A 16,135-nucleotide genomic window follows, 5' to 3' on the forward strand; every position below is an offset into this window, starting at 1 on the left:
CCGTGAAGGCCTCCTTGAGGGACCCAGAGTCCCTCAAGGAGGCCTTCACGGACTTACCACCCACCACGCCACCTTTGCCTTACCCCTCAATAAATCGGCGAAGTGGACCCGGCAGCCTTCCGGACGGTGGGTGGGCCGGGTTTCGCGCATCTCAGACCATTCGGATCGCGTCCACCATCTCTCGTACGCGGTTCTTCGAAAGCTCGGAGATGCCGGTACTCAAGAACGTCTTCGCAGCCGTACCGCCGCACGCAGTTGCGAGCCGGCAAAGCTTCTCGTGAGTGGTAATGACGGTTCTATTGGCCCGTAGGGCAAATAGGGTGACGACACGCGAAGGGGCTCTAACCGTTAGTACCACTTACGAGGCCAGAAGCGGCGCCACCACCTTCTCCGCCAGCTCCCGCAGCTTCGTCTTCGACGCGGCGCTCCAGAAGAACCGCAGCCCCTGCCGCGAACCATCGTCCGTGAGCAGAACGCTCAACTGACCCGGACTCTCCTCCGCCGGACGCCCCGCGACCGGAGCGTCTCGAAGCTCCGAGAGAAGCGCGACGTCCTCGACCCGGATGGATCCGTCCACAAGGGACACCATGCACTTGCCGTCCCCGCGCGGCTCGGTCGCTTCGGCGGGCAGGTTCAGCGCGCGACCGAGTTGCGTGCACAGCTTCCACGCGATCTCGGGCAGGGGAGCGTCGACGATCCCGCGGCCGGGCTCGACGGTCTTCCGTTCGATGATGTCCCGCGCGTCGGTGGCGGGCAGCTTCGGACCCGGGGCGAAGGCCCCGGCGAGAACCGATTCGGCCAGCCCGAGTAGCCGGTTTTCGGTCTGGTCGTCCTGTCGCGGAACGCGCGTCCAGCTGGTTTCGATCCGGAGTATCCCGCCGACGGGCGGGTGTGCGCCGTCGTCGGCGAGCTGAACCTCCACAAAGGACGGTGAGCCGCCGATGACCAGGGTCGCGGGCCGCGCGGCGACGGTCACCTTCTTGTGCGTGCCCAAGGTGGTGCGGTCGGCGACGGACGTCCGGTTCAGGGAGATCCGCACCCAGTCGTCCAGTCCGACCGCGTGGCAGGACTCGCCGTGTTCCACCTCGCGCAGGACTTCGCCGCCCATCAGCTGAGCCCAGCGGTCCGATGGGATCGACTGGCACAGCACCTGCGCCGTGGTCTCCTTCGGCAGCGCCATCAGCATCTCGCCGGACGGCATCGGAACCGGCCGCAGCGGGCGGCCGTTCTCCGACGGCCAGGACTTGGGCAGCTCCCGCGGCCCGAGTCCTTCTTCGTAGGTGTCGACCTTCGCCACGCACCCAGCGCAGAGTCCGGCGAGCACGATCGCCAGGAAACTCTTGACACCCCATGTGGTCACGCGCGCACGCTAGCGGATCGGCGCCGGTCAGCGGCGCGAAACGGTCACTTCCACCTGTCCGAGGGAGGCGGCTCCAACGCCTCCCGCAGATCGCCGTCGATGGCCTCCGCGATGTCTTCGGCCGTCCAGGCGTCGCGTTCCAGGACGGGATCCTTGATCGCGGTCTGGCGCAGGACGCACAGGATGTCGCCGCGGAACCGGAGGATCTGCCCGGTGACACCCGCGGAAAGGTCACTGAGCAGGTAGGTCACGAGCGGCGCCACCCGATCCGGGGAATGTTGCGGGGTCTGGACGACGGTCGGGTCATTCTGGGCCATCCGCGTCCAGGCCACCGGCGCGATGGCGTTGACCCGGATGCCGTGCGCCATCAGGTCGGCCGCCCACGAGGCTGTCATCGAGGCGACGGCACCCTTCGAAGCCGAGTACGCGGCCGCGCGCCGCTGGCCGATCATCGAGCCGGAGCCCACGTTCACGATCACGCCACCGCCCTGGTCGCGCATCACCTTCGCCGCCGCGGTCCCGCAGTACAGCGGGCCAAGCACGTTGACCTCGACCACCTCCCGCATCCGGCCGGGGTCGTCGTCCCATGGGTCCGCGCGGTAGTTGACGCCGGCGTTGTTGACCAGGCCGTCGAGCGCGCCGAACTCGGCGACGCACTGGTCGATCAGGCCGGCGGCTTGTCCGGCATCGGCGACCGAGCCGCCATGCGGCACGGCACGGCCGCCCAGGGCTCGGATCTCGCTCGCGACTTCGTGCGCGAGGCCGGCGTCCACGTCGTTCACCACGACCGCGGCACCCTGTGCGGCGGCGTGGTGCGCGAAAGCCCTGCCCAGACCCTGGCCGGCGCCGGTGATCACGACGGCCTTGCCGCTCAGAAGACTCATGGGAACAGTCTGCCGTCACTCGGAAGGGTGAGATCGGCGTCTCTCCGCCGAACCCCTTGCCGGGGCAGATGAGGTTAGGCTAACCTCATGCATGTCCGCTTCGTGGTGGGAGCGGCAGTCAGTTCGGGAACGGACGAAGCCCCGCAGCCGGGTCACCCCCGGAGGCGGGGCTTCGTTCATGCCGGAGGTCCATGGTCGAGGGCCTCACCGATTTGGTCAAGGCCGTACCGGCACCCGGGAGAGTTCGATCCCGAACTCCTTCCGGTAGACGTCCAGGATCTCCGGATCACTCGAAAGCCTGGCCTCTTCGCGGACGCCGTGCGTCGTGACGATGAGCTTGTCGCCCGCCAGCGTGACCCGGCCGTGTTTGCCCGGCAGGGAACAGGTCGGCCCCTGGGTGAAATGCGATTCCGGCGACGTGGCCTGCCAAAACGCCGTCGGGCCGAACTCGTCCAGCGCGCGCGGCCGTTGTTCGATCCGGTACTGGGGCTGGCCGTCCCGGAGGACGTCGATGTCGCCGTACGGCGCGTCGAGGATCAGGAACTCGCCCTCAGGGTCGGCTTGCGCCTCGGTGGCGGTCAGCCGCAGCGGGAACCGGCTGAACCGGCCGAAGCCGACGTCGGCCAGCCACGGCTCGTCCAGCTCGACGCTGATCGCCGCGTGGTCGAACGGCGGCCCCAGTGCACCGTCCGGGCGGAACACCTTCGCTGACTTCAGAGTGACGTCGAAACCCAGCTCCCGCAGCAGCTCGGCGAAGAGGCCGTTCAGCTCGTAACAGAAACCGCCGCGACGCCGCCGGACGATCTTGTCGAACAGCGCGTCGGTGTCCAGGACGATCGGCTCGCCGAGATGGATGCTCAGGTTCTCGAACGGGACCACCGCGAGGTGGCGTTCCTGCAGCATCCGCAGCGCGGCGACGTCCGCGGTGGCGGGACGGTCGAGACCGAGGCGATCGAGATATGCGGCGACGTCCATGTGCTCACCTTCGCACCTCGACTTCACTGGAGGTCAAGTTTCCGCCCGACGACGAAAAACGGGGCCCTCCCGGAAGGGAGAGCCCCGTTTTCGTGGTGCGTGCTCAGCCGAGCAGCAGCCCGTTGCCGCCGGCGACGGCGTTGTCGAACCGCTTGGAGATCTCGGCCCAGTTGAAGATGTTCCACAGGGCCTCGACGTACTTCGGCTTCACGTTCTTGTAGTCCAGGTAGAACGCGTGCTCCCAGACGTCGACCAGCAGGATCGGCGTGGTCGGCAGGACCAGGTTGTTGTGGTGGTCGCGCAGCTGCTGGGTGATCAGCGTCTTGCCGATCGGGTCCCAGGAGAGCGCGGCCCAGCCGTTGCCCTGGATCGTGGTGGCGACCGCGGTGAACTGCGCCTTGAACTTGTCGAAGGAACCGAACGCCTCGTCGATCGCGGCGGCCAGCTCGCCGGTCGGCTTGTCGCCGCCTTCCGGGGACAGGATCTTCCACCACACGACGTGGTTGGCGTGTCCCGCGAGGTGGAACGCCAGCGTGGTCTGGAGGCCGACGATGTCGCCGAAGTTACCGGCGTCACGGGCTTCGGCGATCTTGTCGAGCGTGTCGTTCGCGCCCTTGACGTAGGTCGCGTGGTGCTTGCTGTGGTGCAGCTCGTTGATCTCACCCGAGATGTGCGGCGCGAGGGCCGCGTAGTCGTAGTCGAGTTCGGGCAGCTCGTAGCGGGCCATTGGCCCTCCTTCTGTCTTCGACATAAGTTTCCCTTGACGAACTTAGTCGTCTTCACCCGTTCGCGGCGACCGGGGCGCCGCGTTTCTCCCCAGGTGAAACGACTCGTCCTCAGCGGCTGTACCCGTTAAGGAGGCCGCTTGAAACCCACTCTGCTAGCTCCAGTTTGGTGGAGGTCAATGAGGTGTGACGGCGATCATCGAAGGAAAGTCGGAGTTTTCACTCGCTCAGGCGGCCCGATAAGCGTCCAGCTCGTCCGCTAGTTCGTCGAACACCGCGATATTGCATTCGAAGGCGGTGATCGCCTCGTCGATCAGCCGCGCGCGCTCGTCCTCGCTCCACGGCGCCGAGTTCAGCTGTTCGCGGTAGTTGTCCCGGAACTTGGGCGCGCTGCCCAGCTGGTCGAAGTGGTAGAACAGCGAACCCGCCTCGCTCACCCCGTACTTGCGCTCCAGCAGCCGGCGGATGACCTGGCCGCCGGCGATGTCGCCCAGGTAGCGGGTGTAGTGGTGGGCGACGAACCCGCCCGACCAGTTCGACGCCTCGGCAACGCGCCGCGCGTATCGCTCGGTCGAGGCCAGCGGGCGGACGGTCTCGCGCCAGTCCGGGCCGACGAGGTGTTCGAGGTCGCGCTCGAGACTCGGCAGCCGCCGCAGCTCCTCGAAGACGAACTTGCCTGCCACCGGGTCCTTCGCCAGCTTGTCGGCGGCCTGCTCGATGGCCTGGTAGATGAAGTAGTACTGGATGGCCAGCCGGGTGTACCCCTCGAGCGACAGTTCACCGCCGAGCAGCGCGTTCATGTACACGGAGTGGTTGGCCCGCTCGTGGGCGGGCAGGGTGGAGGCGCGCAGGGCTGCGGAGAACGGCCCGGATTCGACGTCGGTGGTCACCGGCATGGACAGAGCCTCCAAGCATCGATCTGACATGCTGTCAGAAAGAGCGTAAGGCACAAGTGCGGGTTAGGCTACCCTAATTTTCGGGTTTTTCCCGGTCATCCCGCATTCCGACCGCTCTGAGCACGAACCGGACGGCTCCTTCGATGGCGTCATCCAGCCGTTCGGGTGGTACGTCGACGACCTGACGGCTGCCGAGCGCGGCGGTGATCATCGGGATCAAGAGGTCGGGGTCCTCCTCCGGCACCCCCTCGGCCAGGATCTCGCGCAACTGGCCGGTGATGGGGTCGGCGTGCGCGCTGATCCGCCGGTACGCGGCGGGCGCCAGCGCCGAAGCGAGTGCCGTCCCCGGCGGCAGGTGGTACTCGGCCAGCACCCGCAGCTGCAGCCGGACGAACGTCGAGAGCTTCTCGACCGGGGTGTCGGCGGTCGCGACGGCCGCCTTCAGCCTTTCGACGTACCGTGTCGCTTCGTCCTCGACGAAGGCGACCAGCAGGCTTTCCTTGTCGGGGAAATGGTTGTACATCGCCGTGCGGCCGAGGCCGGCTTCGGCGGCGACACCCGCGAGTGTGATCGCGTCGAAGCCGCGCTCGTACAGCTGCCCGCGCAGGACGTCGAACACCCTGCTGCGGACCTCGCGCCGGTGTTCCTCCAGCGACCGGCCGATGATCTTGGGCAAGAGCCACCTCCCTGGGTGACCACCTTATGCGCCGGTCAGGCCTCGAGCGACCAGGTGTGCACCGGCGTCTCGGTCGCCGACAGCTCCAGGTACCGGCCCAGCATCCGGTGCAGCGCGGTCTCCCGCTCGGCGCCGCGCTCCTCCGCGCGCAGGACGTACTCGCGCTGCCAAGCCGCGCCGGTCCGCCTGGTCAGGCATCGCTGCTCGATGACACCCAGATAGCGCTCCCTCGCCGCGTCGGAAACATCCGATCGGCGTAGGCCTTCGTGCGCCAGCGGAAGCAGGACCCGCAGCACCAGCTCGTCCGGCGGGATCCAGCCGATACCCGGCCAGTACAGCTGCGCGTCGAACCCTCGACGCGCCCCGGCGTACATGTTCTCCTCCGCCGCCTGGAACGACATCTGTGTCCACACTGGACGGTCGGCTTCGGCCAGCGCCCGCTGCGCGCCGTAGAAGAAGGCGGCGTTCGCGACCATGTCGATGACCGTCGGGCCGGCGGGCAGCACCCGGTTCTCCACCCGCAGATGCGGCAGACCGTCGACGACGTCGTAGACCGGCCGGTTCCAGCGCCAGACGGTGCCGTTGTGCATCCGCAGCTCGGTGAGTTTCGGGGCCTGGCCGGAGTCGAGTGCTTCGACCGGGTCCTCGCTGTCGGTCTCGGGCAGCAGGCCGGGGAAGTACCGGACGTTCTCCTCGAACAGGTCGAAGATCGACGTGATCCACCGCTCGCCGAACCACACCCTCGGCCGCACGCCCTGGTTCTTCAGCTCCTCCGGCCGGGTGTCCGTCGCCTGCAGGAACAGCGGGATCCGCGTCTCGTGCCAGAGTGCCTTCCCGAGCAGGAACGGCGAATTCGCGCCGACCGCGATCTGCACGCCCGCCAGTGCCTGCGCCGCGTTCCAATGCGCCGCGAACTCCTCCGGCGCGACCTGCAGATGCAGCTGGACCGAGGTGCAGGCCGCCTCGGGAAGGATCGATTCGGAGTAACTGCGCAACCGCTCCGGCTGCCTGCCCGGCAGCGGCGCCCCCTCCATCGAGAGCACGGTGCGCTCGCCGCGCGCGGCGAAGATCCGGTCGTTGAGCAGCGAATACCTGGCGTTGTTGGTGAGCCACTTCTGGTCGAAGTGCTCATGCCGCAGTGTCGGGAGGATGCCGACCATCGCCAGTGAGGCGCCGGACTCCTCGGCCTTGCGCGAGGCGGCGCCCAGATACGCGCGGAGGTCGTCCTCCAGCTGCAGCGCGGACTCGCCTGCCAGCGGCCGGGGCGGCACGTTGAGCTCCAGGTTGTGCTGGCCGAGTTCGGTGGTGAAGCTGGGGTCGTTCAGCGCTTCGAGCACCGTCGTGTTCGTCATCGACGGGCGCAGTTCGGCATCGACGAGATTGAGCTCGACTTCGAGCCCGATGTTCTTGCGCGGGAACGAAAAGCTCCCGTCCGTGAGCATACGGGCGAGCGTGTCGAGGCAGCGCTGGACTTTCCGGCGGTACCGTCCGCGGTCCTGCGGTTTGAACGGGTCCGCCGAAAGGTCCTTACCCATGTTCGTCGAGCTCCTCTTGGCCAAGATCCGCGGGGTTCCAGGCGGGACTGCCAGGCGGGCCAACGGTTTCACGGCTCGTAGTCGCCCGGCTAGCGGCCAAACTGGTGCTCTCTGTCACTAGGGGTTAACTTACAGCAAAAAGAAGCCGTTCGTACCAGCGAACGCTGGACGATCGGACCAGTTCGGCTCGCGGAGAGTGCGATGACACACTCTCCCGGTGGCTGAACTGATCACCATCGACGACCGGAACGATCCCCGGGTCGACGATTTCCGCGACTTGTCCACAGCCGATCGGCGGCCCGATAGGCCAGGTGGGCGTGGCTTCGTAATCGCCGAAGGCACCGTCGTGGTGGAACGGCTGCTCAACTCCCGCTATCCGGTACGGGCCTTGCTCGGCGTGGAGCGGCGGTTCCGGGAATTGGGCACCGAACTCGACGGTGTCGACGCCCCCGGCTACGTGACCTCGACGGAGACGATGGCCGACGTCGTCGGATTCCACCTGAACCGCGGGATCCTGGCCGTCGCGGACCGGCCCGTTCCGCCACCGGCCGTCGAGGACGTCATCGACGGCGCACGGGTGCTCGCGGTACTGGAAGGCGTTGGTGACCACGAGAATCTGGGCTCGCTGTTCCGCAACGCGGCCGCGCTGGGTGTCGACGGGGTCCTGCTCGGTGCCGGCTGCTCGGACCCGCTTTACCGGCGAAGCGTCCGCGTTTCGATGGGGCACGTCCTGCGCGTCCCGTTCGCCACCTTCGGGTCCTGGCCAGGTGACCTGGATCTGCTGCGAGAACGCGGTTTCCGTATCGCTGCCCTCACTCCTCGTGCGGATTCCGTTTCGCTGCGCCAGTTGCGGGACCAAACGCCGGGGAAGGTCGCGTTGATGCTGGGTGCGGAAGGCGCCGGTCTGACCGACGCGGCCATCGCCGCCGCCGACGTCGCGGTGCGGATCCCGATGCCGGAGGGCGTCGATTCGCTGAATGTCGCCACGGCGGGCGCGATCGCGTTCTACGAGACGCGTCCACCGCTATCGTGAGCACCCGAGCGAGCATTGGAGAACCCATGGAATTGCGGATCCGTGAGGGACGCGCGGTGCTGGCCGGGCCGGGCGGCGAAAGCGCGCGCGAGGTGGACCCGCACTCCCTCGCGATTGGTTCAGACCTCGCTCAAGCACTGCACGAATGGGCGCGCGTCGCGTCCGCCGTCAGCACCGTCACCCGCCCCGGCGATCCCGGCGCCGAAGCCGCCGCCGTGGTCTCCCAACGAGGCCGCCAGCTCGCCCAGCGGCTCGCCGCCGCGATGGGCACCTCGGTCCACTTCGTCGACCCGGTCTCCGGCGACGGCGTCCTCGTCGACCCGCCCGCCCCCGCCCCTCGCAGCGAACTCACGCGACGGCTTTTCGGCACGCCGGACCCCGCCGGGGAACCGACACCGTGGCTGACCGGCCTGACCGTTTCCGCGTTCGTCGCGGCCGTGGTCGTGGTGGCGATGCTGGCGCTGGCGAACACCCTCGCGCGGGAGACCAACAGCTGGCTCGCGCTGATCGCTTCCGCCGTCGTGACCGGCGGGATCACGCCTTCGCTGTGGCTCGCGCGGCGAGTGCCGATCGTGCGGTGGGCGTCCTTCGGTGCCGCCGCGGGGATCGTGATCGCGTGGATCGGCGTGTTGATCGTCGTTTTCTAGGGGTGGCGACGGGTGCTGGGGGCGACCGATCACGGTGAAGGACGCCTCAGCCCCCACAACCCCGCTCACGCAAACGACAACTTTGGCCTACTTCTCAATAAGCAGTCGAGGGTGTTGCGCCTGAGTCTTGGCAATGGATCCGCGCGTTACGGTGGGATGAATTCCGGTGCTTCGCTCCGCGAGGATCGATGGTGCCGAAATCCGCATGGTCGCCAACCGTGGTTCGGCCGTCGCTGCTCTGTGGGCATGCCGAGGGGCCCGTCGCCTACGTGGCTGGCGGGCTCCTCGGGTGTCGCGGGGTTAAGCGGCGCGGTGGAGGGTGTTGCGCCGGGGTCTTCGTAGCGGATCCAGATACTGCGGTGGTGTGAACTCCGGGAGGCCGTCGGGGGCCATCCGGACTTGCCAGTCGCCGTGGTGGATCAGCCGGTGATGAAAACCGCACAACAAGGTGAGATTCCGCAGGTCGGTCGGTCCGCCGTCGGCCCAATGATCAATATGGTGGGCGTGGCAGTGCTTGGGCTGTCGATGGCAGCCGGGGAAGGCGCAGCCTCGGTCGCGGATGTTGAGTGCTCGTCGTTGGCCTGGGGTGACGAATCGTCGTAGCCGTCCCATGTCGAGGGGTTTACCGGCGGCGCTCAGCACTACCGGCAGCATCAAGCAGTCGCAGGCGGCGAGTCGTGCTTCGCGGGCGGTCATTTCCCCGACGAAGTCCAGGCACGCTGTGCCGATCCCGGACTTCAGCTCGTCAAGACCGATGGTGACGTGGAGCATCGTTCGGTAGCCAGAGGTGCCGGGCTGATCCGGGCAGGCGATCGCCAGGTCGAGGATCTCGGCGAAGGCGTCGCCCTGGCGTTCCGATTTGGTGCGAGGATCGGCTTGGCCGAACTCGTCCACCGGTCGCGGTTTCGCGTAGGCATCAAGCACCGCCGCAGTCCGGGCACCCAATTCGTCATCCAGAAGCCCGGTCAGTTTCCAGAAGCCGTCTTTGCGGCGTTCCAGCGTGACTTCCCGCGCCGGCTGGGTCGGTTCCGGATCCTTCGGCTCCTTGCCGTCCGGATCTAGCCAGGCAAGCAGGTTTTCTTCGGCCTGTCTGAGTTGTCTCGGCCCTGCCTCGCAAGCAAGATCAGCCAAGATCTTCTCCGCACACTTCCGATCTTCGGACGACACCTCCGCCGGGATCTTCTTCAGAAACTCCAGAATCTGATCGATGCGGTGTTCTCCGATCGCACCATCAGCCGCAGCCGCGGCAGTGGCGGGCGCGAACGCCGGGATCTCGGTGCCATCGAGTGCGCGGGTCGGGTTCAGTGCGATCGCGCGGCGCACGATCGGACCCGCCTCGCCACGGGTCAATCCCGCGATATCGGCGAACCATGACGCCGTGGAACCGTAGCCGTACAAGTCTTTCGGGCCGCGAGACTCGATCTCCGCCAGAAACCGCCCCAGCGCGGCGGAGGCAATCCGGATCACCTGCAGGGACTGCTGCACGCCATGGCCAAGCTCCAGCTTGCCAGCACGCCACAACTCCTGCGGCAACTCGGGAAGGAAAGTCTCAGACACCCTTCGATAATACCAAACAATGATCGAACGTGTGTTCGTAATTTTAAGCGACAATGAACCAGTCGAATTGACCACTTAAGGGTGATTGAGAAATCTACGAGAGTCGCTCTGCGTCAGGCGCGTTTGTAGAACTTGAGAATCGGCCCGTTCGCCTGTGTCGCAGTCTGTCCGTAAAGCACATACCCGTGAAACTCGGCGATCTGCGTGATCAGCTCCAAGGACATCTGATACGCGCGCATCGGGAATTGCACCTGGGGGCTGCCGTTGAATTCGTGGGCGAGCCAGCCTGCCTTGGTGGTGCGCGGGAACAGATTGGTGATGAAGGCCGTCGGGATGGCGCCGACGAAGCCGGCCAGGAACAGCAGAGTGGCCATTGGGCTTTCGAATTCCACGGGCGCGCCGACGACCACGCCCGCGATGACGAGCAGGACGATGACCACGGCGGGCGCGATGTAGTTCAGCCAGTGGTAGCGGAAGCCCTGGAGGCCGGTGGGTGGCGGCAACGGGAGCCGCGGCGGCACGGGATTCCGGCTGAACAGGAGGATCTGATCGGTCGAATCGCCGAAATATGCCGCGACGCGCTGACCTTCCGTCGCGGCGACTTCGGTGGCGCGCCGGGCGGAGAGCTTGGCGTGCTTGAGGCTGATCCAGACGTGGTCCGAGTCGCTGAGATGGTTCAGCAGCCAACGTTCCCGGTCCACGTCAGGCCGGTCGGGCCAGTCGAACACGGGGGCCGGCGGGCAGTCCTGCGGGGAGAACCGGAAGCTCAGGCAACCCTGGAACATCGTCGGGATCTCCAGGTAGCCGCGGCTTCTGGCGATCATCCGGAGGCTGTCGGGGGCGACTTGCCATTCCGTCGGCGACACGTGGACGTACGGAGTCCCGACGAACACTTCGGAACGTAACCGGTTAGTGCGGTACAGCCAATCCTGCATCGGAATCCCCCTGACCGAGGATACTGATTCCATGGCCGGTGATCCGCTCGTTTCACTCAGGCGGCCGTGTCTCGCGCTCCCGGAGACCTCCGAGCCCCGAAATCCCTGATCGCACAGGTCCCCGGACGCACGTAATGGCCCCTCCACCGGAAGGGGCCATTACGTGCGAAGTCAACCGCGCTGGGATCGGACGCCTAGTAAGACGTCCTCCCAGGATGGGACGATGGGATGGTTCTTCTTCCCCTTCGCCCGCGGGGCGGGTTCGGCCACTTCCTCCGGCTCGTCAGCCGGAAGTGGTGACTCGACGTCTTCTTCGGGTTCCGCGATGGGCGCGTCGATCACTTTCGCGACCGGCTCGTCGGGTACCGAATCCAAGGTTGGCTGGATGACCGCGTCCCTGCCGGGGTCCAGCGCCCGCACCGTGCGCGGGGCACGGTAGGCGTTGGGGTTCAGCAGGACTTCGGCGTTCTCGTCGAGCGCCTGCACGGTGCCGCCGTGCGCGCCGGGGGAGAACGACCAGTGCGCGCGGTTGTCCGAGCGGCCGGCCTTCCAGCTCAGCACGACGACCCACTTGCCGTCGTCGCCGCGCCAGGAGTCCCAGGTCGCCTGGCTGTAGTCGTGGCCGCGGAGACCGAACGAGTGCGCCATGACCTCGCCGAGCGTCTGCACGTCGGGGCCGTCTTCGCGGATCGGGTGCGCGCGCTGGGCCAGCTCCGCCGTCCGGGAGCGCTCGAGCAGGACCGGGTACGCGAACCGCTCGACGCGCTGCACGGAGACGCCGGCGCTGCTCGCGACCTGCTCCACGGACTCACCGGCCCGGATTCGTGCCTGGATCTCGCGTGGCCGCATTTGGCTCTCCAACTCGATCTCGATCTGGCCGAGGCGGGTGATGTCACCCCTCGCCGCCGCTCGCAGCCTCTCATCCGCGGGGAGGAGGAAACGCGTGCGGCTCGCCGGGTCCTCGCACACGATGGACTTACCGTCCTCGTGCAGCCCGACCACCCGTAGCGCTCGCATTCTCGCCTCCCCTGCTCTTCACCTTTGTGGGTGTCCACGGTAATCCGGCGCGTCGGCTTGACGTGTGAGGCGCGCCGATGTCATGTGTCCTGCTCACTATTTTGTTCATGGCAGCAAGTGCATTCTGCTGGAGCAAGCCGCGGTCCGCCGTGTGACGCGCTGGACACGCACAGTCACGATCGGGGGAATCTACGGGAGGCGCACCCGGACGACCAGCCCGCCGCCCCGGCCGCCGGGTTCCGCGCCCGCGGTCCCGCCGTGCGCCTGGGCGATGGACCGGACGATCGACAGCCCCAGCCCGGCGTTGCGCGAGTCGCCGGTGCGGTCGCTCGAAAGCCGCCGGAACGGCTCGAACAGCGCGGGCACGGCGTCCAGCGGGACCTGCGGCCCGGTGTTGCGCACCACCAGCGCCGGATCGCCGCCGATGTCGACATGGACCCAGCCGCCCTCGCGGTTGTAGGTGATGGCGTTGTGCACGAGGTTCGTGACCAGCCGCTCCAGCAACACGGGGTCGCCGGACACCGTCCGCGGCCGCAGCCGCGACTCCACCGTGACGCCGGCGTCTTCGGCCATGTTCGAAGCCGAGCGGATCACCGTCGCCGCGACCTCGTCCAGCCGGACGGGGCCGCGCGTGGCCAGGCCGCGGTCACTGCGCGCGAGGACGAGCAGGCCCTCGATCATCCGTTCGCTGCGTTCGTTGGTGTAGATCAGGTGTTCGCCGAGTCTCCGGAGTTCCGGGCTGACGTCGGGATCGGCCATCGCCACCTCGACCAGCGTGCGCTGCACCGCGAGCGGGGTGCGCAGTTCGTGGGAGGCGTTGGCGACGAAGCGTTTCTGGCTGTCGAACGACACGGCGAGCCGATCGAGCATGCCGTCGAAGGTGTCGGCGAGTTCCTTGAGTTCGTCGTCGGGACCATCGAGGTCGATCCGGCGGTCGAGGTTCTCCACCTCGAGTTTCCGCGCGGTCGAGGTGATCGCGTGCAGCGGCCGCAGCACGCGGCTCGCCATCAGCCAGCCGAGCAGCACCGCGAGCGCGCCGGCGATCGCCAGTGCCACCAGTGACTGCCACAGCAGGGTCGAAAGGACGTCCGAGCGGTACTCGGTGATCGAGGTCGCGACCAGTTGCGTGGCCTGTGCCCGCTCGACGGGCAGGATGGTCGTCGTGTCCAGGGGATACGCGCGCTGGACGGCGATCCCCGCGGCGTCGGTCGCGAACGCCGCCGCCTCCGGCAGCGACGAGCTCACCAGCAGGTAGTTGACGATCAGCAGCGCGAGTCCGACGAGCAGGAAGGCGCCACCGTAGAGCGCCGTCAGCTTGGTGCGGATCGACAACCTGAGCGGTTTCACGACCCGAACCGGTAGCCCGCGCCGGGCACGGTCTCGATCAGCGGCGGCTCACCGAGTTTGCGCCGCAAGGTCATCATCGCCACCCGGACGGCGTTCGTGAACGGATCCGCGTGCTCGTCCCATGCCTTCTCCAGCAGGTCCTCCGCGCTGACCACGGCCCCTTCGGCGCGCATGAGCACCTCCAGTACCGCGAATTCCTTGGGGGACAAGGGAAGGAACCGGCCGTCGCGAGACGCCTGGTGCCGGGGCAGGTCGAGGACGACGCCGCCGCGTTCGAGTACCGGCGGCAGGGCCGGCCGCGCGCGCCGCGACAGCGCCTGCACCCGCGCGACGAGTTCGGCGAACGCGAACGGTTTCGTCAGGTAGTCGTCGGCGCCGAGGCCGAGTCCCGCGACCCGGTCGTTGACGTCGGCGGCCGCGGTCAACATCAGGACCCGCGCCTCGCCGCCCGTTTTGAGCACCGCGGCGCAGACCTCGTCGCCGTGCACGACGGGGAGATCCCTGTCGAGCACGACGACGTCGTAACCGTGCACCCCCACCCGGTCCAGGGCCTGTTCGCCGTCGTAGCAGACGTCGACGGCCATGGAGAACCGTCGCAGGCCCTCGGCGATCGTGTCCGCCAGCAGCCGCTCGTCTTCCACCACCAGCACTCTCACCAGGTCAGTCTGCCCCGGGTGGGGGTAAGCGCGGGATAAGCGTGGCTCAGCCGACCGGGTTCAGCTGCCGGGCCGGTATCACCTGCTGGGGTGTGTTCGGGCTGGACCACAGCAGTTTCATCGACGCCTCGCCACCCCGTTCGGTCTGTTCGAGCCGGATCGCGTACGACCTCCCGGCGACCAGGTCGATGGTCGCTTTGTCGACACTCGGGCCGTGCGGGGTCGTGTTGTCGATCAGGAGTTTCCCGTCGACCCAGAGCCGCACGGTGTCGTCCGAAACCGTGGTGAACGTGTACTTCCCGGTGTCCCGAGCGGTCACCTCGCCGGTCCACCGCGACGAGAAGGTCTCCGCCGGGATCTTCGCGTCGGGTGACCCCGAGAACTTCCAGTTGTGGTTCACGCCCGGCTCGGTCCGGCGCACCGTCGGCGTTCCGGTGAAGTCCGCGTTCGGCCAGTACTCGGCGGTCAGGCCGGTCCCGCGGCCGACGGGTGCCTGCGGGAGCGGATCGACACTCAGCTCGATGACGGTCGCGATGTCGTTCGTGCGGCCACCCGACGGCGTCAGCTTCACACTTCCGGACGACTGCTCGACCTTCACGCGCTGTCCGCTGCCGAGTACTCGCGCGTCGCGGACCCGGAACGGCGCCAACGCGTCGAGCGTCAGCGAACCGCCCGAAGCGGGCCAGTCGAAGACCGACGCGTACAGCTTGTCGCCGCGGCGGCTGACCACGCCCCAGCCCGGTTCCGCGACGAGACCCGGTGCGCCCGCGCCGTAGACGGCCGAGGATTGCTTATTCGACCGCAGCCACTGACCCATCTGCTTCAACCTGTCGACGGATTCCCGAGGGACGCGCCCGTTGCGATCAGGTCCGACATTGAGCAGGAAATTGCCGCTGCGACCGGCGATCGAAAGCAGTTTCCTGGTCAGCTCCGCCGAGGATTTCCAGTCGTGGTCCCATTCCGTGTAGCCCCAGCTGCCGTTGAGGGTCATGCACGATTCCCAGAGCTGGCCGTCGACCGGCTTGTCCGGGATCTCCTGTTCGGGGGTTCCGGTGTCGCCGTCGACCACCCGGCGTTTGCCGACGCGGTTGTTGACCACAATGGACGGATCGAGGCCGCGAACGTAGGCTTCCAGTTCCTCGCCGTCCTTTTCGGTCCAAGGGTTGTTGGGCCGGTCGGTGCTCCATTCGCCGTCGAACCACAGCACCGCCGGGTGGTAGTTGTCGACGAGTTCCTTGAGCTGGGCGTACATCCGTTCCTTGTACTTCGGGAACGTCGCCGGATCCGGGAAGTCCGGGTCGTGCCAGTCCCAGATCGAGTAGTAGAAGCCGAGCTTGACATCCCGTGCGGCCGTCGCGCGTTTCAGTTCGGCGAGGATGTCGCGGTTCTTGTCGAACGACGAATGGTCGCGCAGATTGAACTTGTTGACCTTGGTCGGCCACATCGCGTAACCCTCGTGGTGCTTCGACGTGATCACCACGTACTTCTGGCCCGCGTCCTTCGCGGTCTGCGCGATGGCGTTCGCGTCGAATCCGGCGGGGTTGAACTTCGCGGCGATCTGCTCGTATTCGGCGCGCGGGATCCGGCAGTTCCGCTGGATCCATTCCGCGTCCTGGCACACGGTTCCGTCCGGACGCTGGTACTTCCCCTGTAGCTGGGAGTACGCGCCGAAATGGATGAACTGGCCGAACCGGTCCTCGCGCCACCAGCGCGTCCGGTCGGCGGTGAACGGGTCGTCGTAGGCGTGATCGGTGCCAGGGCCGGTGGGTAGGGGCGCGGCTTCCGCGGCGGCGGGCGCGACGCCCAGCGCGGTGGTCGCGATGACGAGGGCCACCAGGGCCCGGAGCGGCGTACGGCGGGACATGCACTCCTCCTCGCTGAGGTGTGGATGC

At 67.4% G+C, this 16,135-nt stretch carries 15 protein-coding genes; 2 read left to right on the forward strand and 13 right to left on the reverse strand.

Annotated features, from left to right (window positions below; translation table 11 throughout):
• Window positions 1-358 precede the first annotated feature (358 nt).
• The 7 genes from ACZ7KI_RS36620 to ACZ7KI_RS36650 form a co-directional block, all read right to left on the reverse strand.
• On the reverse strand, window positions 359-1,360 hold the full coding sequence (locus tag ACZ7KI_RS36620) for a hypothetical protein (protein WP_470277595.1): 1,002 nt from the start codon (window positions 1,358-1,360) through the stop codon (window positions 359-361).
• Between the two features lie 44 nt (window positions 1,361-1,404).
• Window positions 1,405-2,244, reverse strand: a complete 840-nt coding sequence (locus ACZ7KI_RS36625; RefSeq protein ID WP_470277596.1) for an SDR family NAD(P)-dependent oxidoreductase — start codon at window positions 2,242-2,244, stop codon at window positions 1,405-1,407.
• A 216-nt stretch (window positions 2,245-2,460) separates the two neighbouring features.
• A complete protein-coding gene (locus ACZ7KI_RS36630; RefSeq protein WP_470277597.1) occupies window positions 2,461-3,219 on the reverse strand; it encodes an arylamine N-acetyltransferase family protein in 759 nt (252 codons plus the stop codon).
• 103 nt (window positions 3,220-3,322) lie between these two features.
• Window positions 3,323-3,946: a superoxide dismutase gene (locus ACZ7KI_RS36635; RefSeq protein ID WP_061984929.1), complete on the reverse strand. Its 624-nt coding sequence runs from the start codon at window positions 3,944-3,946 to the stop codon at window positions 3,323-3,325.
• A gap of 225 nt (window positions 3,947-4,171) precedes the next feature.
• A complete protein-coding gene (locus ACZ7KI_RS36640) occupies window positions 4,172-4,840 on the reverse strand; it encodes a biliverdin-producing heme oxygenase (protein WP_470277598.1) in 669 nt (222 codons plus the stop codon).
• A gap of 73 nt (window positions 4,841-4,913) precedes the next feature.
• Window positions 4,914-5,516: a TetR/AcrR family transcriptional regulator gene (locus ACZ7KI_RS36645; protein WP_470277599.1), complete on the reverse strand. Its 603-nt coding sequence runs from the start codon at window positions 5,514-5,516 to the stop codon at window positions 4,914-4,916.
• A 35-nt stretch (window positions 5,517-5,551) separates the two neighbouring features.
• Window positions 5,552-7,051, reverse strand: coding sequence for a glutamate-cysteine ligase family protein (locus tag ACZ7KI_RS36650; protein WP_470277600.1), 1,500 nt, complete (start codon window positions 7,049-7,051; stop codon window positions 5,552-5,554).
• Window positions 7,052-7,268: 217 nt separating this feature from the next.
• Here ACZ7KI_RS36650 and ACZ7KI_RS36655 point away from each other — a divergent pair, with 217 nt between their 5' ends.
• Both ACZ7KI_RS36655 and ACZ7KI_RS36660 read left to right on the forward strand, forming a co-directional pair.
• A complete protein-coding gene (locus ACZ7KI_RS36655; protein WP_470277601.1) occupies window positions 7,269-8,084 on the forward strand; it encodes a TrmH family RNA methyltransferase in 816 nt (271 codons plus the stop codon).
• A gap of 26 nt (window positions 8,085-8,110) precedes the next feature.
• Window positions 8,111-8,731, forward strand: coding sequence for a DUF2537 domain-containing protein (locus ACZ7KI_RS36660; protein WP_470277602.1), 621 nt, complete (start codon window positions 8,111-8,113; stop codon window positions 8,729-8,731).
• Window positions 8,732-9,031: 300 nt separating this feature from the next.
• Here ACZ7KI_RS36660 and ACZ7KI_RS36665 read toward each other — a convergent pair whose 3' ends face one another.
• The 6 genes from ACZ7KI_RS36665 to ACZ7KI_RS36690 all read right to left on the reverse strand — a co-directional run bounded on the left by ACZ7KI_RS36665 (window position 9,032) and on the right by ACZ7KI_RS36690 (window position 16,107).
• Complete coding sequence (locus tag ACZ7KI_RS36665; protein WP_470277603.1) at window positions 9,032-10,288, reverse strand: HNH endonuclease signature motif containing protein; 1,257 nt, start codon at window positions 10,286-10,288, stop codon at window positions 9,032-9,034.
• Between the two features lie 113 nt (window positions 10,289-10,401).
• Complete coding sequence (locus ACZ7KI_RS36670; protein WP_470277604.1) at window positions 10,402-11,223, reverse strand: hypothetical protein; 822 nt, start codon at window positions 11,221-11,223, stop codon at window positions 10,402-10,404.
• Between the two features lie 171 nt (window positions 11,224-11,394).
• The gene (sepH, locus tag ACZ7KI_RS36675; protein ID WP_465463923.1) at window positions 11,395-12,240 is read right to left on the reverse strand and encodes a septation protein SepH; all 846 of its coding nucleotides are present in this window, start codon (window positions 12,238-12,240) and stop codon (window positions 11,395-11,397) included.
• A gap of 189 nt (window positions 12,241-12,429) precedes the next feature.
• Window positions 12,430-13,587: an ATP-binding protein gene (locus ACZ7KI_RS36680; protein ID WP_470277605.1), complete on the reverse strand. Its 1,158-nt coding sequence runs from the start codon at window positions 13,585-13,587 to the stop codon at window positions 12,430-12,432.
• Window positions 13,584-14,243, reverse strand: a complete 660-nt coding sequence (locus ACZ7KI_RS36685) for a response regulator (RefSeq protein ID WP_184896218.1) — start codon at window positions 14,241-14,243, stop codon at window positions 13,584-13,586. The genes ACZ7KI_RS36680 and ACZ7KI_RS36685 overlap by 4 nt, the downstream gene beginning before the upstream one ends.
• Window positions 14,244-14,289: 46 nt before the next feature.
• Window positions 14,290-16,107, reverse strand: coding sequence for an alpha-L-fucosidase (locus tag ACZ7KI_RS36690; RefSeq protein WP_470277606.1), 1,818 nt, complete (start codon window positions 16,105-16,107; stop codon window positions 14,290-14,292).
• Window positions 16,108-16,135: the final 28 nt, after the last annotated feature.

The organism is Amycolatopsis sp. NPDC039088 (assembly GCF_055598845.1).

Coding starts and splice junctions, on each gene's coding strand:
- ACZ7KI_RS36625 (WP_470277596.1), bottom strand. CDS start 2,244: ATGAGTCTTCTGAGCGGCAAGGCCGTCGTGATCACCGGCGCCGGCCAG.
- ACZ7KI_RS36630 (WP_470277597.1), bottom strand. CDS start 3,219: ATGGACGTCGCCGCATATCTCGATCGCCTCGGTCTCGACCGTCCCGCC.
- ACZ7KI_RS36635 (WP_061984929.1), bottom strand. CDS start 3,946: ATGGCCCGCTACGAGCTGCCCGAACTCGACTACGACTACGCGGCCCTC.
- ACZ7KI_RS36640 (WP_470277598.1), bottom strand. CDS start 4,840: ATGCCGGTGACCACCGACGTCGAATCCGGGCCGTTCTCCGCAGCCCTG.
- ACZ7KI_RS36650 (WP_470277600.1), bottom strand. CDS start 7,051: ATGGGTAAGGACCTTTCGGCGGACCCGTTCAAACCGCAGGACCGCGGA.
- ACZ7KI_RS36660 (WP_470277602.1), top strand. CDS start 8,111: ATGGAATTGCGGATCCGTGAGGGACGCGCGGTGCTGGCCGGGCCGGGC.
- ACZ7KI_RS36670 (WP_470277604.1), bottom strand. CDS start 11,223: ATGCAGGATTGGCTGTACCGCACTAACCGGTTACGTTCCGAAGTGTTC.
- sepH (WP_465463923.1), bottom strand. CDS start 12,240: ATGCGAGCGCTACGGGTGGTCGGGCTGCACGAGGACGGTAAGTCCATC.
- ACZ7KI_RS36690 (WP_470277606.1), bottom strand. CDS start 16,107: ATGTCCCGCCGTACGCCGCTCCGGGCCCTGGTGGCCCTCGTCATCGCG.